Here is a 20274-nt window from a genome sequence, read left to right as displayed (position 1 = left end):
CTTGCTGCACGGAGGTTACCGCGATTCTGCACTGTCAGAAGCAGTCTTGAGGGAAGCCGATAGCCGGTTCGCGCCGCCGGTGGGCCCGGTCGGATCGCCCGCCGGCAGGTACGCCAGTTGCACCAGACGGATGCCGTCCCGGCGGGTGACCAGCCGACCTCGGCCGGGGGGTAGCGGCTCGGCGCGGACCCCGCCGACGAGTTGCCCCTCGTCGGGGTCGCCGGAGAGCACCAGCCCGGCGGCGGACGACTCGCGCAACTGCTGGACGACGGGCTCGTACAGGGCCCGCCCGGCACCCCCGACGCGGCGGGCGAGCACCAGGTGCAGGCCGACGTCACGGGCGTGCACCAGATACTCCAACAGCGGGTGGATCGGGTTCACCGGCCCGGCCGCGACCAGGTCGTAGTCGTCGACCAGGACGAACAGCTCAGGTCCGGTCCACCAGGAGCGGCCGGCCAACTGCGCGGCGGTGACGTCCGGTCCGGGCAGCCGCCGCCGCAGATGATCCGCGGCCGAGTCGATCAGGTCGGTGGTGTGCGACGCGTTGCCGCCGTAGCCGATCAGGTGGTCGGTGTCCACCGCGCCGAGCAGGCTGCGACGGTAGTCGACGATGATCAGCCGGGCCTGCTCGGGGGCGAACCGACCGGCGACGGTGGTGGCGATGGCACGCAGGAAACTCGACTTGCCGGTCTCCGCGTCGCCGAACAGCAGCAGGTGCGGATCAGCGGCGAAATCGATCGACACCGGTCGCAGGTCCGACTCGGCCAGCCCGATCGGCAGCCGGAGCCCTGCCGTGCCGGTACGGTCCAACGCGGCGTACGGCAGCAGGTCCGGTAGCAGCCGGACCGGCGGTGCCGACGGCCCCGCCCAGCCGTCCGCGAACGCATCGACCAGGGTGGACACCGCAGCCACGGCGGCGAGGAAGTGCAGGCCGTCGCTTGTGATCCCGCGGCCCGGCGACCCCGGTGGCACGTTGGCCGCCGACCGGTGCGACACCAGCGAATCGATCGGGTCGCCGAGTCGCAGCTCCAGCCGGGAGCCGAACAGGTCCCGCAGCGCCGGCCGGAAGTCAGCCCAGCGGGGTGCCGAGGCGACCAGATGCACCCCGTACGACAGGCCACGGGTGGCCAGGTCGGTGATCGACGGTTCCAGGTCGTCGTACTCGCCGCGTAGGCTGGTCCAGCCGTCGACGACCAGGAAGACGTCACCGTACGGGTCGTCCGGCGTACTGTCGGACCCGGACCCGGACCCGGTCGAGCGGCGGGCACGGTACGCGGCCATCGACTCCACCCCATCCCGGGCGAACCGCCGCTCCCGGCTCGCGAGCAGTTCGGTGACCTCGGCGACGGTACGCCGTACCGTCGCCGGTTCGGTCCGCACCGTCACCCCGCCGACGTGTGGCAGGTCCCGCAGCCCGGCCAACGCCCCGCCGCCGAAGTCCAGGCAGTACACCTGCACCTCGGCCGGGGAACGGGTCAACGCCAGGGCACAGATCAACGTCCGGATCAGCTGGGACTTCCCGCTCTGCGGCGCGCCGACCACCGCGACGTGCCCGGCCGCCCCGTCCAGATCCAGCCACAAGGGATCCCGGCGCTGCTCGTACGGCTTGTCGACGGCGGCGACGGCCACCCGCAGCCGCCCCGACCGGTCCGGGTCGGCCACGGCCGGGCCCCGACCGGGCACCAGCCGTACCGGACCGAGCAGGTCGTCCAACTGGGGCGGCTCGCCCAGCGGCGGCAGCCAGACCCGGTGCGCCGGTGGACCGTGCCGGGCCAGCCGGTCGACGCTCACCTCGAGCAGGCTGGTGCCGGCGCCCGACGGCACTCCTGCCGGTTCCGGCCGGCTGGCGGCCGCCGGCACCGGGTGCGTCCGGAAGCCGTACAGCCTCGGCGTCGAGCGGGGACCACCGGCCCGGCGCGGGGCCGGTCGGCGGTACGGCCCGGAGACGTGGGCGGCCCGGAACCGGACCGGTGCCCCGGTGCCGTACCGCAGGAAACCGTGGCCCGGCTCGCGGGGCAGGTGGTACGCGTCCGGTACGCCGAGGACCGCCCGCGACTCCAGCGCGGAGAAGGTCCGCAGCCCGATCTGGTACGCCAGATGGGTGTCCAGTCCCCGCAACCGGCCCTCGTCCACCCGCTGCGAGGCGAGCACCAGATGCATCCCCAGGGACCGTCCGACCCGGCCGATCTGCAGGAAGATGTCGATGAAGTCGGGCTTGGCGGTGAGCAGTTCGGTGAACTCGTCGCAGACGATCACCAGTGACGGCAGCGGCGGCAGGGCCTCGTCGGTCGGCTGCACCCGCAGGTAGTCCTGTCGGCTGGCCAGGTTGCCCGCCCGGCGCAGCAGCTGCTGGCGGCGGACCACCTCACCGTGCAGCGCGTCGGCCATCCGGTCCACCAGCGGTAGCTCCTGCGCCAGGTTGGTGATCACCGCGGCGGTGTGCGGCAACCGGTCCAACGCGGCGAACGTGGCACCACCCTTGAAGTCGATCAGGACGAGGTTCAACGACTCCGGCGGGTGGGTGAGCGCCAACCCGAGGACCAGCGTACGGAGCAGCTCCGACTTGCCGGAGCCGGTGGCGCCGACCACCAGCCCGTGCGGCCCCATGCCGTGCAGCGCCGACTCCTTGAGATCGAGCTCGACCGGGCGCCCCTCGGGGGTGACCCCGAACGGGACCCGCAGGTGGCGGTCGACCGGCGGGCTGCGGTCCGGTCCGGCCGTCGTCCACCAGCGGGCACCGGCACCACCGCTGCCGAAGCCGAGCAGCTGGACCAGGTCCGCCTGGGCCACTGCGGCGGACCGGGCCGGCCCGCTGTTCGACGCGAGCCGCAACGGGGCGAGCTGCCGGGCGAGGGCCTCCGCTTCGACGACACCCAGCCCGTCGGCCGTCCCGGTGTCGATGGGCCCGGTCGACCCACGGATGACCAGCCGACCGGACGAATCGACCGACAGCTCCATGGTGACCCGGTCGAGTATCCGTGGCGCCGGTACGCCCACCTGGACCACGGTGACGCCGTTCCCGCCGCCGAGGTCGGGTTCGGCCCCGTCGACCGCTGCGGTCCCGTCGTGCGCCCCAGTCCCGTCACTCGGATCTGTCCCGTCGTTGGGATCGGTGCCGTCGCACACCACCACGACGTGCGCGGCGGACATCGAGTCCAGCAGCCGGGCCAGCTCCACCCCGCTGCCGGCGACCAACCGCAGCGGGCCGGTGGCGTCGGTGCGTTGCGGATGACCAGCGTGCGGCAGCCACTTGACCCACTCCCACCGGTCGCGGCGGTCGGCCGGCGCGTAGACCGCGATACGCAGATCGTCCGGGGCGTGCAGGACGGCCAGTTGGGCCAGCACCGCGCGTACCAGCGCGGCCGGTGCCCCGTCCGGGGCATCGCCGTCCGGCCGTCCGACGACGAAGATCCGGGCGACGTCGCGCAGCCCGACCACGATCGGCAACCCCGGTACCACCGAGTACGAGTCGATGAACCGTCGTAGCGCCGCGGCGGTGAGCGGCTCGATCTCGTCCACCGGCCGGTCGTCGGCCGGCGGCACGAGCGGGGTGGCGAGCGGGCGCGATCCGACCCCGACCCGTACGGTCGCGAAATCCCGGTCATGCGGTCGGCGCTCCCAGACCCGACTGCTCGCCGCCGTCGACCACAACCGACCGGGATCCGGGTACCGGTAGTTCAGCGCGGTCCGTTGCCGGCCCACGGTCTCCCGGACCTGGCTGCGCAGGCCGGCCAACTGCCGTAGGTAGCGACGCCGGGCCAGGTCGGTCGAGGATCGCGCGTCGGCGCCGGGTGCGGAGTTCCAACTGGCCGCCAACATGGCCAGCGTCGACACCCCGAACACCGCGGCCATCAGGTACGGGTAGACCCCGCCGTCACGGCCCGGCAGCACCGCCATTGCCACCGATCCGCCGGCCATCGGCAGCAGGGCCAGCAGGCGTTGCCAGCGGCCGGAGTCCGGATCGGCGACCTGCGGAGGCGGGGGGACGCGGACCTCCCCGGCCGGGATCTCGGGTGCCGGACGACGCTCGGATCTGGTGAGGACGATGCCCGCCATCGCGTCAGCTAACACCTACGTAGAGTGTTCCGCAATGGACCGGCGGTGGATGGCGGCCGCCGGCCCCGGCACCGGCCCGGCCGTTGCGGCGTCGAGGAGGCACGATGAACGTGAGCCTGGCCAGGATCACCGTCTGCGGACCGCGCCGCCGGCTGGATCTCGCCCTGCCCGGACACGTGCCCGTCGCCGAGCTGCTGCCGGAACTGCTGCGGCACAGCGGGGAGGGGCTGGCCGACGACGGTGAACGGCACGGCGGCTGGGTGCTGCGTCGGGCGGACGGGGTACCGGTGTCTGCCGGGCAGGCACTGCACCAGCAGGGGATCCGCGACGGCGACGTGCTGCATCTGGTGCCCGGGCGGACCTACTGGCCGGAGCTGGAGTACGACGACGTCGCCGAGGCGATCGCGGCCGCCGCCCGACAGCAGGGCCGGACCTGGTCGGCCGCGACGACCAGAGGGTACGCGCTCGGCGCGGCCGGACTGTGGCTCGGCGCGGGATGGCTGGTGCTGGTCGGGGCCGGCACCGCAACGGCCGAGCGGGCAAGGGCGGCGGCCCTCGTCGGGGCTGCGGTGCTGGCGGTCGGGGTACTGGCCGGACGGGTCTGGCGGGACGCGGCGGCCGGCGTCGTGCTCGGGGCCGGCTCGTTGCCGTACGCGTTCGCCGCCGGTCTGCTCGCCACCGGCGACGGTGGTCCGGTCGGGCTCCGTCCCGACGACTGGCCGACCGCCACGGCCATGGCGACCGGGTTGCTGGTGCTGCTGGGCGCGGCGGCGACTGCCGGGGCAGCGGTGCCCGCCGACGGGCCGATCTTCGTCGCCGTGGCGACCGTGGCCGGGCTCGGCTCGATGGCGGCCGTCGCCGCGTCGACGGTCACCGGGGCATCCGGCGCGGCGGCCGGTCTGCTGGTGGTGGTCGGTTGCGGGTTCGGGTTGCTGCCCCGACTCGCCGTCCGGCTCGGCCAGGTGCCGACGGTCGTCGGGACGGGCGATTCGGTGCCGGGTGCCGTGGTCCGGGCCGAGCGGCTGCTCACCGGGATGCTGATCGGGTACGCCGCCGTCGGCGTCGCGGCCAGCGTGGTGCTGGCTCAGGTCGGCGGGGTGGTCGGGGTGGTGCTGGTCGGCGTCGTCGGGCTGGCGATGTCGCTGCGCTCGCGGACGTTCGTCAGCACCCGGCAGCGGCTGCCACTGCTCGTCGCGGGGGCAGCGGCCACGACACTGTGCGTGTTCGGCGCGCTGCCCGCGTACCTGCCGGTGTCGACGTCGACGTTGGTCGTGGCCGGGGGTGTGGTCGCGGTGTCGACCGCTACGGCCGGTGCCCGGTACGCCGGCCGGTCACCGTCGCCGTACCTGAGCCGGGCGGCCGACCTGCTGGAGATCACCGCGTTGATCAGCATCGTTCCGCTGGCCGGTGCCGTCTTCGGGCTCTACCGGTGGGCCGTCGGGCTGCTCGGCTGAGCAGCCCGACGCCTGATCAGATCAGTGGGCCGACTCGCCGCGCTCCAGGGCGGCCTCCCGGCGGCGGAACGACGCCTGGATCTCGGCCTCTGCCTCGACCCGGCCGACCCAGGTCGCGCCTTCGACCGACTTGCCCGGCTCCAGGTCCTTGTAGACGACGAAGAAGTGCTGGATCTCCAGCCGGTCGAACTCACCGAGGTGGTGGATGTCGCGCAGGTGTTCCTGACGGGGGTCCTCGTACGGCACACAGAGCACCTTGTCGTCGGCGCCCTTCTCGTCCTTCATCCGGAACATGCCGATCGCCCGGCACCGGATGAGGCATCCTGGGAAGGTAGGTTCCGGTACGAGCACCAGTGCGTCCAGCGGGTCGTCGTCCTGCCCGAGGGTGCCCTCGATGAAACCGTAGTCGGCTGGATACTGCGTCGAAGTGAACAGGGTGCGGTCCAGCCGGATCCGGCCGGTCGCATGATCGACCTCATACTTGTTCCGGTGACCCTTGGGGATCTCAACCGTAACGTCGAAATCCATACTCACGCTCCCTCGTCGCCCGCGCTGGCTACGGAAATAGAGCGGTACGCCGTCCGGGCGTTGCCCCGCCCGACCGTTTCGGCTCCCGCTCGCTTTGTGAACACAAGTAGTGTCGCCTAGTCCGTTCGTCAGTTGGGAGGTGGGGCCGGTGGGGAGGGAAGACTCACAGTCCGCTGGGGCCGTCGGTGAACCCGATCGGGCCGACGGAGCGCCCGGTCCCGCGTCGCAGGGTAGCGGTCCGCCTGCGAAAAGTGACCAGACGGCCCCGTCGGAGGACTCTGCCGCCGCCCCGGTCGGTGCGCGCAATCCGGATCCGACGGAGTCGGGCCGCCCCGCCCCGCCGCCGGCCGCCCCGCCGCCGCCCACCGGGACCGCATCTGTTACGGAGACCCAGCCGGCCACCGGGTCGGCGCCGGTGACCGGCCGAGCCACCGTGCCGTCCACGACCGGCGGCACCGACGCGGCTCCGGCCGAAGTCTCGACGGGCGGCCACCGGGGACGCGCGTCGGTGCCGGCTCGTGGCACCGCCAGACCGGTACCACCGGCCGAGCCTGCGCCGGCCGAGCCTGCGCCGGCTGGCTCTGCGTCAGCTGAGCCTGCGCCAGTTGAGCCCGCGCCGGCTCAGCCTGCGCCGGCTCAGCCTGCGCCAGCTGGGTCCGCGCCGGCTCAGCCGGTGCCGCCGGCCAGCCAGTCGTCAGCTGACCGGCGCCGCCGGGCCCGGTTGCTGATCGCCGCCGTCGCCGTCGTCGTCCTGCTGGCCGGTGGTACCTCGATTGCGGTACTCCGGCCGGGTCCGGTGGCCGGCTGGCTCGGTGCCGCCGAGGTGAGCCCGAGCCCGAGCATGTCCGCCGAGCCGACGCCCGGACCGGTGCTGGCCGGGCTGGCCGCCGACGCCCCGCTTCCCACCACGGCCGGGCTGACCGAGATGCTGGACAAGGCGATCAGCCGATCCGGCCTCGGCGACCGGGTGCACGTCTCGGTCCGGGACATGACGACCGGTGCGGTCCTGTACGGTCGCGAGCCGGCGGCGCTGACCGTGCCCGCGTCGACCACCAAGCTGGTCACCGCGGCGACGGTGCTGGCCGCGGTCGGGCCGACACACCGGATCACGACCCGGGTGGTCGAGGGAGCCGCGCCCGGCGAGGTGGTGCTGATCGGCGGCGGCGATCCGACCTTGTCGATCGATGACACCGGATTCTATCCGGGGGCCGCCCGGCTCGACGTGCTGGCCGCCGCCACCCGTACCGCCCTCGGCGACACGGCGCCGACCAAGGTGCTGATCGACAGTTCGCTCTTTTCCGGGCCGGCGTTCGGGCCCGGGTGGGACGACGACATCCCGACCGGCGGGTACGCGGCCGCGATCACCGCGCTGATGGTGGACGGTGCCCGGACCGATCCCGCCGCCGCCAAGGGCTGGGCGCCGCGCTCGGCCGCACCGGACCTGGCTGCCGGCCGGGCCTTCGCCCGGGCTCTCGGGCTGCCGGCGGACGCGGTCGACACCACCCCGGCCGGCTACACCGGCCAGCTCTCCGGCTCGGCGGCGCAGCCCGTCGGCGGCACCGACGCGGTCGCCGGCGCACCGACCCCGTCGGCGACCGGGCAGCCGGTGACCCCCGACCAGTCGTCAGGGGCGACCCCCGACCAGCCGACGGAGGGCGGCCCGGGTGCCGAGCTGGCCCGGGTCGAATCGCCGCCGATGGCCCGGCTGGTCGAGATGATGCTCAGCGACAGCGACAACGTCCTCGCCGAGGCGCTCGCCCGGCAGGTCGCCATCGCCCGGGGCGAACCCGCGTCGTTCGCCGGGGCGGCGGCCGCGATGGACGCCGTACTGGCTGAACTCGGGTTGCCGGCCGAGCAGAGCGACCTGTCCGACGGCAGCGGCCTGTCCCGCAGCAACCGGGTGACCCCGGGGCTGCTGACCGAGCTGACCGTGCTCGCCGGCAGCGGCGACCGCCCCGCGCTGACCGGGCTGTTCTCCGGCCTGCCGGTCGCCGCCTGGTCCGGCACCCTGCAGGGTCGGTACCAGACGGCGGACGCCCCGCAGCGGATCGGCGCTGGCGTGGTGCGGGCCAAGACCGGGTCGTTGTCCGGCATCAACGCGTTGGCCGGCACGGTGACCACCGCCGACGGCCGGCTGCTGGCGTTCGCGGTGCTGGCCGACGAGGTGCCGTTGCTCATCGACGCCGCCCAGGCCGGCTTGGACCGGATCGCCGCGACCCTGGCCAGCTGCGGTTGCCGTTGACCGGGGCATGATCACCGGGGTCGGCGGGCGTCACCCGGGTACGGTGGGTGCATGGCGCAGTTCGTGGACTGGGATCTGGCCGCCGCAACCGCCGGCGCGCTGAGCAAGTCGGGGCCGAAGGCTTCGCTCGACGAAGCGACCGAGGTGGTCAACGACCTTCGCCGGCTGACCGACGAAGCGGCCGGACACGTCGTGGCGTACACCGGTCTGCAGGCCCAGGTCGCGCACCCGCCGGTGCGGGTGGTCGACCGGCGGGACTGGGCCGTGGCCAACATCGCCGGGCTGCGTGACGTGATCACCCCGCTGGTCTCCCGGGCTGCCGGGGACCGCCAGCCGGGTGCGCTCACCGACGCGATCGGTTCCCGGGTCACCGGGGTGCAGGCCGGCACGGTGCTCGGCTACCTCTCCGGTCGGGTGCTCGGCCAGTACGAGGTGTTCTCCGGCGACCCCGGCCAGTTGCTGCTGGTCGCCCCGAACATCGTCGAGGTGGAGCGGAAGCTGCACGCCGATCCGCGCGACTTCCGACTCTGGGTCTGCCTGCACGAGGTCACCCACCGCACCCAGTTCACCGCCGTGCCGTGGATGCGCGGTCATTTCCTGGGCCAGGTACAGGCGTTCGTCGACGCCTCGCAGGCCGGGGGCGACAACTTCGTCGACCGGGTCCGGCGTGGGGTCGGCACCCTCGCCGAGTCGATCCGCGACCCGCAGAGTCGGGCCAGCGTGCTGGACATCGTGCAGACCCCGGCGCAGCGCGCCGTACTCGACCGGCTGACCGCGCTGATGACCCTGCTGGAAGGGCATGCCGAGTTCGTCATGGACGGGGTCGGGCCGGAGGTCATCCCGACCGTGGAGCAGATCCGGGCCGGCTTCAACCGCCGCCGCGAGGCCGGTAACCCGCTGGAGAAGGCGATCCGCCGGCTGCTCGGCGTGGACGTCAAGATGCGCCAGTACGCCGAGGGCCGCAAGTTCGTGCACGGTGTGGTGGACCGGGTCGGCATGGCCGGCTTCAACAAGGTCTTCGACTCCCCGTTGACGCTGCCCCGGCTGGAGGAGCTGGGCGACCCGGACGCCTGGGTGGCCCGGGTGCACGGCCCGGTCTCCGGTTCACCGCCGACCGTCGCCTGAGCCGCCGGTGCCCAGGCTCGCTCCGGCCGTCGCCGAGCTGCGTGTCGCGGTCCGGCGGATGCTGTGCGACCACGCCGGCCGGCTGGTGCTGGTGGCCTGCTCCGGCGGCCCGGACTCGTTGGCCCTGGCGGCCACGGTCGCGTTCGTCGCCCCCCGCTGCGGGGTCTCCGCCGGGCTGGTGACCGTCGACCACGGATTGCAGGCGGGGTCCGCCGAGCGGGCCCGGGACGTGGCCGGCTGGGCGGCCGGTGCCGGCTTCGACCCGGTCGAGACCGTCGCCGTCGAGGTCGGTGCCGAAGGTGGCCCGGAGGCGGCGGCGCGGACCGCCCGCTACGCCGCGCTGACCCAGGCGGCCGGCCGGCACCGGGCGGCCGCCGTGCTGCTCGGCCACACCCGTGACGACCAGGCCGAGACGGTGCTGCTGGCGCTGGCCCGGGGGGCCGGTCCGGCCGGCCTGTCCGGGATGCCGCCGGCCCGTCAGCTGGACGGCGTCACGGTGCTGCGTCCGCTGCTGGACGTGGGGCGGGAGCAGACCCGGGCGGCATGCGCGGCGCTCGGCCTCGCCCCGTGGACCGACCCGCACAACACCGACCCGGCGTACGCCCGGGCCCGGGTCCGGGCCGACGCGCTGCCGGCCCTGGTCGACGCGCTCGGCGCCGCGGTGGTGGCGAACCTGGCGCGCACCGCCACGCTGGTCGCCGCCGACAACACGGCGTTGGACGGGCTGGCCGACGCCGCGTCGGCCCAAGCCGCCACACCCGGCGGCGGGCTGGCGGTCCCGGTCCTGGCCGAGCTGCCGGACGCGGTGCGGACCCGGGTACTGCACCGCTGGGCGCTGCGGCTCGGCGCGCCGGCCGGGGCACTGGCGTACCGGCATGTCACCGCTCTCGACGCGCTGGTCACCCGGTGGCGTGGGCAGCGGGCGGTGCACCTACCGGGCGGCATCGAGGTGCGCCGGGCCAGCGGTGAACTGTCGGCTGACCGGCCGGCCGCCGGTGCGACCGGGCCAGCCGATGCCGGTGCGAGCGGCTCAGCCGACGGCGGTGCGAGCGGCTCAGCCGACGGCGGTGCGAGCGGCTCAGCCGACGGCGGTCCGGTCGCGGAACGTGCCACGGTACGCCTGGGGCGTGGCACCGACCCGCCGGCTGAAGTGATGCCGCAGGGTGGCGGCGTCACCGAAGCCGCACCGCCGGGCCACCGTCTCCACCCCCAGGCTGGTCTCCTCCAGTAGCTGGCGGGCCAGCAGCACCCGCTGGCCGGTGAGCCAGTCGTGCGGGGTGGTGCCGGTCTCGGCCCGAAAGCGGCGGGCGAAGGTACGCGGCGCCATGTGTGCCCGGGCAGCCAGTTCCTCCACGCTGATCGTGGTGTCCAGGTGCTGCTGCATCCAGACCAGTACCGACTCCAGCGTGGCCGCTGTCGGGCTGTCCGCGATCGGCGTCTCGATGAACTGGGCCTGCCCGCCGTCGCGGTGCGGTGGCACCACCATCCGGCGGGCCAGTCTGGTCGCCAGGGCGGAGCCGTGCTCCTGGCGGACCAGGTGCAGGCAGGCGTCGATCCCGGCGGCGGTGCCGGCGCTGGTCAGCACGTTGCCGTCGGCCACGTACAGCGAGTTGCACCGGACCCGGGCGGTCGGGTGGCGGCGGGCCAGCTCGTCGGCGTACCGCCAGTGGGTGGTGCATTCCCGGCCGTCGAGCAGGCCGGCGGCGCCGAGCACGAATGCGCCGGAGCAGACGCTGAGCAGGGTGGCGCCGCGGCGGTCGGCGGCGCGCAACGCGTCGAGCACCGGTGCGGCGACGGCGTCGTGGAAGCTGGCCGCCGGCACGACGACCAGGTCGGCGTCGGCGACCGGACGCAGGTCGGCGGTGGGTAGCAGGGAGAAGCCGGAGCTGGTGCGGACCGGGCCGCCATCGACGGTGCAGACGTCGAAGCGGTATCCGGGGAAGCCGTCCGCGGTGCGGTCCAGCCCGAAGACCTCGCAGACCACCCCGAGCTCGAACGGGGCGACGCCGTCGAGCGCGATCACCGCGACGGTACGGAGCATGCGACGAGTCTAGCCCACTGGTGGCAGGATTTCGATGAACAGTGGCATCTCTGCCACTGTTCGCTCGGTAGGCCGGCGCGCAGACTTGGTGTCGACGTCCGGTGCGCACCGGCGGCACACCCATCAGGACCAGGGTGAACACACCCGTCAGGACCAGGGTGAACCCCTGTCAGGACCAGCGTGAAGGTGGCTGCCGCCATGGAACTTCTCATCGTCGTATCGATCATCCTGCTGCTCGCCGCCGCCTCGGCGGCCGGCCTCACCCAGGACAGCCGTGACTCGGCCGACTGGCGGCCGAGTCGGGACGGTGACCGCCGGCCCCGGTGACCGTCGGCTGGACCCACCGTCACCCACCGGCGCCACGTGGTCATCCGCCGGCCCCGGTGTCGGTCGGCCGGCCGGATGGGGCAGGCTTAGCGCATGGCTGACGGCTCCTGGTACGACGCCGACATCGACCACGTGATCATTTCCGAGGAACAGATCCGCGACAAGACCGCGGAACTCGCCAAGCAGATCGCCACCGACTACGCCGACGTGACGGGCGGGCTGCTGCTGGTCTGCGTGCTCAAGGGGGCGGTCATGTTCATGGCCGACTTCGCCCGTGAGCTCGGCCGGCAGGGCCCTCCCGTCGAGTTGGAGTTCATGGCCGTCTCCTCCTACGGGCAGGGCACCACCTCCTCCGGCGTGGTCCGCATCCTCAAGGACCTGGAGCGGGACATCGCCGGTCGGCACGTGGTGGTGGTCGAGGACATCATCGACTCCGGGCTGACCCTGTCCTGGCTGCTGAAGTACCTGGCGTCCAGGTCGGCGGCGAGCGTGGAGGTGGTCGCGCTGTTCCGCAAGCCCGAGGCGATCAAGGTGCAGGTCCCGGTGCGGTACGTCGGCTTCGACATCCCCACCGAATTCGTGGTCGGCTACGGCCTGGACTTCGCCGAGCGGTACCGCGAGCTGCCCTACGTCGGGGTGCTCAAGCCCGAGGTGTACGCCCGCGGCTGACCGCCGCTGGTGTGTCAGCCGTCGGGAAACTCCCCGGGACGTCCAGGCCACTCCCAGGAAACAGCGCTACGGTATGCGGTGGTGCGGGTCAGCTGAACGCGCCGACGTGGGACCAGCGGACGGAGCGCGGGTCGACCGGGCTCGCGGACGCGTACCTCGTCACCACGGTGTACCTTCGAATGACCGTGGCGCTCGGTTGGCGCCCCGGAGTGGCTAACCAGACGGTCAGAACGTCGATCAGGAGGGTCCGGGCGCTGCGGCGCTCGACATACGTATGGAACGTACGCGTTTCTTCCGCCGGCCGGTGGTCTGGATCATCCTGGTGATCATCGGTGCGATAGCGCTCAGCTCGTTCTTCACCAACGGCCCCAGCTACCACAAGGTGGATACCTCGGTGGCGCTGGAGCGGCTGGAGCAGGGCGGCATCGACAAGGCGATATTCCAGGACCGGGAGCAGACGCTCCGGCTCGACCTCGCAGAGCCGGAAGAGTTCGGCGACACCGAGACCGACCGGATCGAGGCCCAGTTCCCGTACGAGGTCGGCGACGAGATCTGGACCGACGTGCTGGCCGCCAAGGAGGCCGGCCGGGTCACCGGCCCGGCCGAGGCCGAGGTCTCGTCGGACAGCATCTTCATCACCCTGCTGGTCAACCTGCTGCCGATCGCCATCCTGGTGATCCTGCTGCTGCTGTTCATGTCGCAGATGCAGGGCGGCGGGTCCCGGGTGCTCAACTTCGGCAAGTCCAAGGCGAAGGTGATCACCAAGGACACCCCGAAGACCACCTTCGCCGACGTGGCCGGCTCCGAGGAGGCCGTCGAGGAGCTGCAGGAGATCAAGGACTTCCTGCAGAACCCGGCGAAGTACCAGGCCCTCGGTGCCAAGATCCCCAAGGGCGTGCTGCTGTTCGGCCCACCCGGCACCGGTAAGACCCTGCTCGCCCGGGCGGTGGCCGGCGAGGCCGGTGTGCCGTTCTACTCGATCTCCGGGTCCGACTTCGTCGAGATGTTCGTCGGCGTTGGCGCCAGCCGGGTCCGTGACCTGTTCGAACAGGCCAAGGCGAACGCCCCGGCGATCGTCTTCGTCGACGAGATCGACGCGGTCGGCCGGCACCGTGGCGCCGGCATGGGCGGCGGCCACGACGAGCGGGAGCAGACCCTCAACCAGTTGCTGGTCGAGATGGACGGCTTCGACACCAAGGGCGGCGTGATCCTGATCGCCGCCACCAACCGGCCCGACATCCTCGACCCGGCGTTGCTGCGCCCCGGCCGGTTCGACCGGCAGATCCCGGTCGACGCCCCGGACATGGAGGGCCGCAAGGCGATCCTGCGGGTGCACGCCCGCGGCAAGCCGTTCGCCCCGGACGTCGACCTGGACGCGGTGGCCCGGCGTACCCCCGGATTCAGCGGCGCAGACCTGGCCAACGTGATCAACGAGGCGGCGCTGCTCACCGCCCGGCAGGACGCCCGGGCGATCACCAACGAAGCCCTGGAGGAGTCGATCGACCGGGTGGTCGCCGGCCCGCAGCGGCGGACCCGGGTGATGGGCGACAAGGAAAAGAAGATCACCGCCTACCACGAGGGCGGTCACGCCCTGGTGGCCTGGGCTCTGCCGCACGCCGCCCCGGTGCACAAGGTGACCATCCTGTCCCGGGGTCGGTCGCTGGGCCACACCCTGGTGCTGCCCACCGAGGACAAGTACACCCAGACCCGCGCCGAGATGATCGACACCCTGGCGTACGCCCTCGGTGGCCGGGCCGCCGAGGAACTGGTCTTCCACGAGCCCACCACCGGCGCCGGCAACGACATCGAGAAGGCCAGCGCGTTGGCCCGGGCCATGGTCACCCAGTACGGCATGAGCGCCAAGCTCGGCGCCGTCAAGTACGGCACCAACGGCGACGAGCCGTTCCTCGGCCGGACCATGGGTCACGAGCGGGACTACTCGGACTCGATCGCCGCCGAGATCGACAGCGAGGTCCGCGCCCTCATCGAGCTGGCTCACGACGAGGCCTGGGAGATCCTGGTCGAGTACCGCGATGTGCTCGACACCATGGTGCTTGAGCTGATGGAGAAGGAAACCATCTCCCAGTCCGACATGGCCCGGATCTGCGAGCGGGTGGTCAAGCGGCCACCGATGGCACCGTTCAACGGCTTCGGCAAGCGGCAGCCGTCCACCGAGCCGCCGGTGCTGACCCCGGCCGAGAAGGAGAACCTCGGCCGGCAGGCGGTCGCCGACGGGGCACAGGCCGTCTTCGGCGGCGGCATGTCCGCGAACTCGGACGGCACCTCCTGAGCAGCCCGAACCTATCGTCCAGCGCGTCGTCGACCGAACCGGACGACGACGCGCTGGACTATCTCGCCGCCCGGCTGATCAACGGAAAACTCAACGGCACGCCGGTCGAACGCTCCGTCGACCTGACCCGGATCGAGCAGGCCGTACGGGAGATCCTCATCGCCGTCGGCGAGGACCCGGACCGTGACGGGCTGCGCCAGACGCCGGCCCGGGTCGCCCGGGCGTACGCCGAGCTGCTCGCGGGTCTGCGGGCCGACGCGGCGCAGGTGCTCACCACCACTTTCGAGGCTGACCACGACGAGCTGGTGCTGGTCCGCGACATCGAGGTGATGTCGCTTTGCGAACACCACATGCTGCCGTTCCGGGGCGTGGCGCACATCGGGTACATTCCCGGCGCGACCGGGCGGATCACCGGTCTGTCGAAGCTGGCCCGCCTGGTCGAGGTCTACGCCCGGCGGCTACAGGTGCAGGAGCGGCTCACCACGCAGATCGCCGACATGCTGATGAGTCGGCTGGAGCCGCGTGGTGTGGTGACCGTGCTGGAGTGCGAACACATGTGCATGGCGATGCGCGGCATCCAGAAGGCCGGTGCCCGCACCATCACCTCGGCCGTCCGCGGCGTGTTCCAACGCGACGCCAAGTCCCGCGCCGAAGCGATGAGCCTGATCATCCACAGCTGACGCCGGCTGCTCCGGTGCACGCACAGCTGACGCCGGCTGCCCGGTTCACCCGAGCAGGGAGATCAGCGCCGCCAGCACCAACGCCAGCACCAGCGGGACCGCGCAGACCAGCGCCCCCACCAACGGCGTGCGGTCCGGCCGCTGGCCCGGCCCGGCGAACACGAAGCCGACCGCCAACCAACCAAGGCCGAACGCGACCAGCGGCAGGACCAGCCCGCAACCGAGCGCGTAGCCCAGCGGTGCCCGGTCTCCGGCGACCACGAACATGGCCAACTGGATCATCAGTACGATCACCGCGAACGGCCCGTACACCAGCAGGTTGCGCAGCCACGGCGGGGGACCGCCGGACGGACCCGCTGCGACGGCCAGGTCGCCGTTGACGGCGTCGATCTGCGCATGGGCCCGCGTGATCGCCGCCTGCCGGGCCGGCGAGCCGGCTGTCCGGGACGCGGACATCCCGATTGCGGCACCGACCGAAGCCCCGGCCGAGGCACCGACCGCAGCGTGGACCGCTGCTACCTCCGGCGGCGCCGGATCGAGCACCTCCGGCGGTACGCCGAGCGCGACCAGTTGACGCCGCTGGGCAGCGAGCCGGTCGCGCAGCACCGTCAGGTCCGCCGAGCGTCGGTCGCCGGCTGGATCGTCCGTCGGCCGCGCCTGGCCGTGGCGCAGCCGGGCCAGCCGCCGGGCGGCCGCCACGTACTCCGCCCACTCGCCTGCGGCACCGTTCCCGGTCACGCCGCGCCCTCCCCGGTGTCGGTCCCGGACCCGGCCGGTTGGAACGGTACGAAGACGGTGCGCCGGTCGGTCTGCGCGTCGTACAACAGACCACGCTGCGGGCGGGGACGCCAGGCCGGCAGCCGGCCGGCAAGCCCAGCTGGCCTCGCCGGTCCAGCCGACCCAGCCGATTCGACCGGCTCGGCCTGGTCGGTCACCGGCCGGTCGAGCAGGACGATCCCGGCGATCAGGTCCGGACTGGGACCGAGGAATGCCAGGAACGGCTCCGGCTGCTCCCAGCCGGAGAGCAGATGGATGCCGCGGGCCGGCCCGGAATCCAACAGGTTGCGCAGGCGGGCGGCGGCCGGCCCGCCGAGTTCGAGAACGTCGGCCGTGGCGATGACCAGGTACGCGGGGCCGGCCGCGTCGCCCAGCGTCCGAAGTACCTCCAGATCCACGACCTCGGTCGGCTGACGGCCGTCAACCGCTCGGGCGAGCCCGGCCAACTGCCGGCGGTCGTGCTCGCCCATCGACAGCAACAGGATGCGGGCGCTGCCGGGCCGGTGGTGCGCCGCGACGCTGCGTACCACCGTGGTCAGCAGATCCGCCGTGCTCTCCCGGGAACCGAAGATGGCGAGGTGGCGACCTGGTGCGCGTTCGAACCGGAACTCCGCTGTCCGCCCCGGCAGCTCGACGGCCCGGCCGAAGAGCCCGGCCGGGGTGTCCGGCGGGTCGGCCAGCACCCGCTGGTATGTCTCGTCAGATTCGAGCTCCGGCTGGCGGTAGCCGGCGAAGACCTGCGGCGGCCGGGCGTCAGCCGCGCGGCGGGACCACAGCTGGCGGCGGAGCCCGGCCAACCCCGGCCGGTCGGTGTACGGGTCCGGGAAGTCGACGGTACGTTCGTGGCCACGGGTCGCCCCACGCGGGCCGCCCAGCCCACCTGCGGTGTTCACCACCGCCCGACCCGCCGGCAGCCCGACCGCGGCGTCGTTGTTCGGCTCCAGGAGCCAGTCACCGCCGGCCAGCACCACCCGGACCGGGAACTGGCTCAGCAGCGACTCCCGCCGCCACCAGCCGCCGTCGGCCGGATCGGGGCCGGCCCAGCCGCCCGAGCCCACCCAGCCGCCCGACCCGTCAGACTCGTCGGGTCCGATGCTCTGCTCCGACCCGGGAGCTGGGCCGGTCCCGGAGTCGGCGATCAGCAGGTGGACTCCGCTGCCGCGCCCGCCCCTGGCGATCCGTTCGAGCAGGTCGAGCGACTCGTCGGCGACCGGTCCGGTCCGGTCCAGCATCGGGGCCGGATCCTTGACCACGCAGAGAACGCGGGTGGTGCCCGTGGTGGCGGCGAGCTCGGTGAACCGGGTCGTCCCGTTGCGGGTGGCCAGGAAGGCGCGCCGGTCGACCTCCGCCGCCAGTTGGCGCAGCACCGACAGCCCGTACTCCGGGTCGGCGTCCACCCCGGCCGACGCGATGTGCGGCAGCCCGGACGGGTCGGTGACGCCGGGCAGCACGCTGGTGAACGACTCGCCGGGCGACAGATCAACCAGATGTACGGTCACCTCGGCGGGATCGTGCCGAACCGCCAGCCCGTACAGGATCGTGGTGAGGAACTGGTCCACCTCGGCACCGGCCTGCCCGGCCACCAACCAGTGCGGGGTGATGTCGTTGAACCGGAGCAGGACCGGACGGTGCCCGTCGAACCCTGCGGCGGCCACCAGCCCACCGGCGGCGGCTTCGGTGACCGTACCGTCCGCCGGATCGGGCAGTAGGTCGGTCAGCGGCGGACGGGAACCGGCCTCGGCCCGGGTGACGAGTTCCGCGCAGACCTGGTCGATCAGTTGCTGGGGCGGTTGCCGGTCCAGGTACACCGGCGCGTCGAGACCGCTGCGGTGGTCACCACCCGCTCCGGCCGGCAGGTCGCGGAAGGTGTCTCCGGGCGGGTCGCCGACCAGGACGTACGGATTCCGTAGCCGCACCATGGTGCTACGCGGCAGGTCGGCCCGGGCCTGTTCGGTGTCCAGCGGAGGCGGTGGCCAGCCGGCGACGGCCAGATGCAGGCCGTGCTCGGGGCCCACCTGGGCAAGCCGGGCGATCCGGTCGAGCACGGCACCATCGGTGAGTTCGGGCAGCGACGCGATCATCAGCAGCATGAACCGCCCCTGCCGGTGGTGTCGGGCGACCGCCGGTCGGGCCGGCCGGATCCACTGCTCCGCTTCGGCCAGGGCGGCCCGCAACCCGGTGACGTCGGTGGCGGCCGGACGCAGTACGCCGGCCGCGATCAACGGCCGGAACGGGCCAAGTACGTCCTCGCCCGCGGTACCGACGCCGTCCACCGTACGCACCGACAGCCGTTGCGGCGGTACGGCGGCCAGCAGGCGGAGCAGCACCGCGCGCAGCAGCCCGGCGACCCGTCGGTCGCGTACGTCGCCGTCGAGCGTCAGATGCCCGCTGCCGAGGAACGGGACGACCACCGGGAACCGGGCGTCGTCCAGTGGCTGGGCGATGCCGATTCGCAGGTAACCGACGTGGTCGAGACCGCCCATCGGCATCGCCGGGGTCTGGGCGTCGAGCGGGGCGCCCCACCAGCCGGGGGCCAGCCGCGCCGCGAGGCTGCGGAGCTGCTCGGCGACCTCGTGCTGATCGGAGCCGGTGGGACGGCCGACACTGGCCGCGTCCACCTGGTTCAACGCGGCGACGACGGCTGCCGCCGAGCGGTGCAACGCGGCGGCGCGGCCCAGGTCCCTGCCCATGTCGACCACCTGCCTACCGCTGTACGGCAGCCCGTTCGCGGGCGCCGGTTGAGTTCAGACCTGAGACGGTATCCCAGCCGGTCCGCAACCGGATGCGGGGTGACCGACGTTTCCCGCCTGATCAGTACTCGTCAGGGTGCTTCGCCGGATATGCGACCAATGAGGACTCGAACCGGCTATTCAGTCTCACGTTCGCGACGGATACTGTCGAAGGGTGGAGCAGACCCGGCCGGCGGCACCCGTACGCCGCGGACGGGTGCCCCGGCAGCGGACCGCTCCCGGCGTCGGAGCGCCGCCCGTGGTGCCACCCGGCCGCCGGCTACGCCTGGCGCTGGTGCTGGCCGCCGGGATCACCGCGCTGCTCTGCCTCGGTGGCGTCGGTGTCGCGTTCGTCTTCTACACGAGCGTCACCACCCCCGACCGGGGCACCCCCGAATCGGCGGTCCGTGGCTACCTCGTGGCCTACCTGTCGGCCCGCGACGACCTCCAGGCCGACGGTTTCACCTGCGCCGACCCGGATCTGTCGGCCGTCCAACGGCTGCGGGAGCAGATCGGTGCCAGCGAGGAACGAGGCAGCGCGGTCATCGTGCGGGTCCAGTCGGTCGCGCTGGTGTCCGAGTCGGAGAGCTCGGCGGTGGTGTCGGCGACCGTACGACAGACGGCCACGCTCAACGGCCGGATGTTCGCCACAACTGCCGACTGGCGGTTCCGCGTGGTCGACCAGGGTGGTTGGCGGGTGTGCGGGGCCGAACAGACGAGCTGAGCGCTCGACCGCCTCGGGCTCGCCGGCAAGGCTGCCGACGTCACTCCACCCAGACCAGATGGACCGGCAGTTCGATCGTCTCCGGCGGCTGACCCGTCCACACCCACCGGTACCAGGCCAGCTCGGTGGCCGCCCGGACACAGATGTCCCCATCGGCGCCGGAGTGCAACTCGGTCACCGCGCGCAGGTCGCGGCGCTCCTGACCGTCGTCCATGTGCACCAGCCGTCGGCCGACCAGCGGCCCCGCGTCGACCACCGGCACCGGAAAACGGGGTGCCGGGGCATCCAGCGACACGAGCCGGGACAGCACGTCGCCCCGCTCCGGGCCGGTCAGGGTGTCGTCCGGCTGCTCGACCCAGACCCGGTCGGCCGGTATCAGGGGGGCGAACACCTCCACCCCCTCCGATTCGGCCCGGTACCACTCCTGTTCCGGCAGCACCGGCACGTAGGTGCGGCTGCGCTGGACGACCTTTTCGTCGCCGCGCAGGTCGCCGCGCCATCCGGTGCCCGGCAGGCCGACCCAGACCCGCCGGCCGCGTAACGTGGCTGCGACGGCGGCCGGCACCAGCGCAGTCGGTCGCGGCGGTCGAGGCGCCCAGTCCGGCTGGTCCGCGAACGGGTCCGGCATCGGG

Annotated in this window: 15 protein-coding genes and 1 pseudogene; 10 read left to right on the top strand and 6 right to left on the bottom strand. The window is 73.0% G+C overall.

Going from position 1 to position 20274, the window contains the following annotated elements; genetic code table 11:
• Window positions 1-15: 15 nt before the first annotated feature.
• Window positions 16-4056, bottom strand: a complete 4041-nt coding sequence (gene eccCb / locus EDC02_RS23690) for a type VII secretion protein EccCb (RefSeq protein WP_123603848.1) — start codon at window positions 4054-4056, stop codon at window positions 16-18.
• 104 nt (window positions 4057-4160) lie between these two features.
• Between eccCb and eccD the strand changes: the two genes are divergently transcribed.
• Complete coding sequence (gene eccD / locus EDC02_RS23685) at window positions 4161-5510, top strand: type VII secretion integral membrane protein EccD (protein ID WP_123603847.1); 1350 nt, start codon at window positions 4161-4163, stop codon at window positions 5508-5510.
• Window positions 5511-5531: 21 nt separating this feature from the next.
• Here eccD and EDC02_RS23680 read toward each other — a convergent pair whose 3' ends face one another.
• The gene (locus EDC02_RS23680; RefSeq protein ID WP_123603846.1) at window positions 5532-6038 is read right to left on the bottom strand and encodes an inorganic diphosphatase; all 507 of its coding nucleotides are present in this window, start codon (window positions 6036-6038) and stop codon (window positions 5532-5534) included.
• A 518-nt stretch (window positions 6039-6556) separates the two neighbouring features.
• On the opposite strand from EDC02_RS23680, the gene EDC02_RS39670 reads away from it, so the two are divergent.
• From EDC02_RS39670 to tilS, 4 genes and pseudogenes are all read left to right on the top strand, one after another.
• A complete protein-coding gene (locus EDC02_RS39670; protein ID WP_148083578.1) occupies window positions 6557-6766 on the top strand; it encodes a hypothetical protein in 210 nt (69 codons plus the stop codon).
• On the top strand, window positions 6712-8280 hold the full coding sequence (gene dacB, locus EDC02_RS23675; RefSeq protein ID WP_370461483.1) for a D-alanyl-D-alanine carboxypeptidase/D-alanyl-D-alanine-endopeptidase: 1569 nt from the start codon (window positions 6712-6714) through the stop codon (window positions 8278-8280). Before EDC02_RS39670 ends, dacB begins: the two co-directional genes overlap by 55 nt.
• Window positions 8281-8331: 51 nt before the next feature.
• Complete coding sequence (locus EDC02_RS23670; RefSeq protein ID WP_123603845.1) at window positions 8332-9405, top strand: zinc-dependent metalloprotease; 1074 nt, start codon at window positions 8332-8334, stop codon at window positions 9403-9405.
• Window positions 9406-9412: 7 nt separating this feature from the next.
• Window positions 9413-10405: pseudogene (gene tilS, locus EDC02_RS23665) on the top strand (tRNA lysidine(34) synthetase TilS); the annotation flags it as partial.
• A 78-nt stretch (window positions 10406-10483) separates the two neighbouring features.
• Here tilS and EDC02_RS23660 read toward each other — a convergent pair.
• Window positions 10484-11446, bottom strand: a complete 963-nt coding sequence (locus EDC02_RS23660) for a GlxA family transcriptional regulator (protein WP_123603844.1) — start codon at window positions 11444-11446, stop codon at window positions 10484-10486.
• 198 nt (window positions 11447-11644) lie between these two features.
• On the opposite strand from EDC02_RS23660, the gene EDC02_RS42425 reads away from it, so the two are divergent.
• From EDC02_RS42425 to folE, 4 genes are all read left to right on the top strand, one after another.
• Window positions 11645-11773: a hypothetical protein gene (locus EDC02_RS42425; protein WP_255500530.1), complete on the top strand. Its 129-nt coding sequence runs from the start codon at window positions 11645-11647 to the stop codon at window positions 11771-11773.
• 93 nt (window positions 11774-11866) lie between these two features.
• Window positions 11867-12442, top strand: coding sequence for a hypoxanthine phosphoribosyltransferase (hpt, locus tag EDC02_RS23655; RefSeq protein WP_123603843.1), 576 nt, complete (start codon window positions 11867-11869; stop codon window positions 12440-12442).
• A gap of 274 nt (window positions 12443-12716) precedes the next feature.
• Window positions 12717-14732, top strand: coding sequence for an ATP-dependent zinc metalloprotease FtsH (gene ftsH / locus EDC02_RS23650; protein WP_123603842.1), 2016 nt, complete (start codon window positions 12717-12719; stop codon window positions 14730-14732).
• A 53-nt stretch (window positions 14733-14785) separates the two neighbouring features.
• The gene (folE, locus tag EDC02_RS23645) at window positions 14786-15412 is read left to right on the top strand and encodes a GTP cyclohydrolase I FolE (RefSeq protein ID WP_370461557.1); all 627 of its coding nucleotides are present in this window, start codon (window positions 14786-14788) and stop codon (window positions 15410-15412) included.
• Window positions 15413-15457: 45 nt separating this feature from the next.
• On the opposite strand, the gene EDC02_RS23640 is transcribed toward folE, so the two are convergent.
• Together EDC02_RS23640 and EDC02_RS23635 are read right to left on the bottom strand one after the other, a co-directional pair.
• On the bottom strand, window positions 15458-16150 hold the full coding sequence (locus tag EDC02_RS23640) for a hypothetical protein (RefSeq protein ID WP_123603840.1): 693 nt from the start codon (window positions 16148-16150) through the stop codon (window positions 15458-15460).
• On the bottom strand, window positions 16147-18879 hold the full coding sequence (locus EDC02_RS23635; RefSeq protein ID WP_148083577.1) for an FtsK/SpoIIIE domain-containing protein: 2733 nt from the start codon (window positions 18877-18879) through the stop codon (window positions 16147-16149). The genes EDC02_RS23640 and EDC02_RS23635 overlap by 4 nt, the downstream gene beginning before the upstream one ends.
• 214 nt (window positions 18880-19093) lie before the next feature.
• Between EDC02_RS23635 and EDC02_RS23630 the strand changes: the two genes are divergently transcribed.
• Entirely contained in the window at window positions 19094-19642 is a 549-nt protein-coding gene (locus tag EDC02_RS23630; protein WP_123603838.1) for a hypothetical protein, read from the top strand.
• A gap of 40 nt (window positions 19643-19682) precedes the next feature.
• Here EDC02_RS23630 and EDC02_RS23625 read toward each other — a convergent pair whose 3' ends face one another.
• Window positions 19683-20270, bottom strand: coding sequence for a hypothetical protein (locus EDC02_RS23625; RefSeq protein WP_123605090.1), 588 nt, complete (start codon window positions 20268-20270; stop codon window positions 19683-19685).
• Between the last annotated feature and the right edge of the window lie 4 nt (window positions 20271-20274).

Origin of the sequence: Micromonospora sp. Llam0 (genome assembly GCF_003751085.1) — a bacterium.
GTDB lineage: Bacteria > Actinomycetota > Actinomycetes > Mycobacteriales > Micromonosporaceae > Micromonospora_E.
This window is presented reverse-complemented; position numbering and strand designations above follow the sequence as displayed.

Excerpts from the sequence above, each read along its gene's own strand:
- EDC02_RS23660 (WP_123603844.1), bottom strand. The coding sequence starts at position 11,446 with ATGCTCCGTACCGTCGCGGTGATCGCGCTCGACGGCGTCGCCCCGTTC.
- ftsH (WP_123603842.1), top strand. The coding sequence starts at position 12,717 with ATGGAACGTACGCGTTTCTTCCGCCGGCCGGTGGTCTGGATCATCCTG.
- EDC02_RS23625 (WP_123605090.1), bottom strand. The coding sequence starts at position 20,270 with ATGCCGGACCCGTTCGCGGACCAGCCGGACTGGGCGCCTCGACCGCCG.
- EDC02_RS23635 (WP_148083577.1), bottom strand. The coding sequence starts at position 18,879 with ATGGGCAGGGACCTGGGCCGCGCCGCCGCGTTGCACCGCTCGGCGGCA.
- EDC02_RS23670 (WP_123603845.1), top strand. The coding sequence starts at position 8,332 with ATGGCGCAGTTCGTGGACTGGGATCTGGCCGCCGCAACCGCCGGCGCG.
- eccCb (WP_123603848.1), bottom strand. The coding sequence starts at position 4,056 with ATGGCGGGCATCGTCCTCACCAGATCCGAGCGTCGTCCGGCACCCGAG.
- EDC02_RS23680 (WP_123603846.1), bottom strand. The coding sequence starts at position 6,038 with ATGGATTTCGACGTTACGGTTGAGATCCCCAAGGGTCACCGGAACAAG.
- EDC02_RS42425 (WP_255500530.1), top strand. The coding sequence starts at position 11,645 with ATGGAACTTCTCATCGTCGTATCGATCATCCTGCTGCTCGCCGCCGCC.
- eccD (WP_123603847.1), top strand. The coding sequence starts at position 4,161 with ATGAACGTGAGCCTGGCCAGGATCACCGTCTGCGGACCGCGCCGCCGG.
- hpt (WP_123603843.1), top strand. The coding sequence starts at position 11,867 with ATGGCTGACGGCTCCTGGTACGACGCCGACATCGACCACGTGATCATT.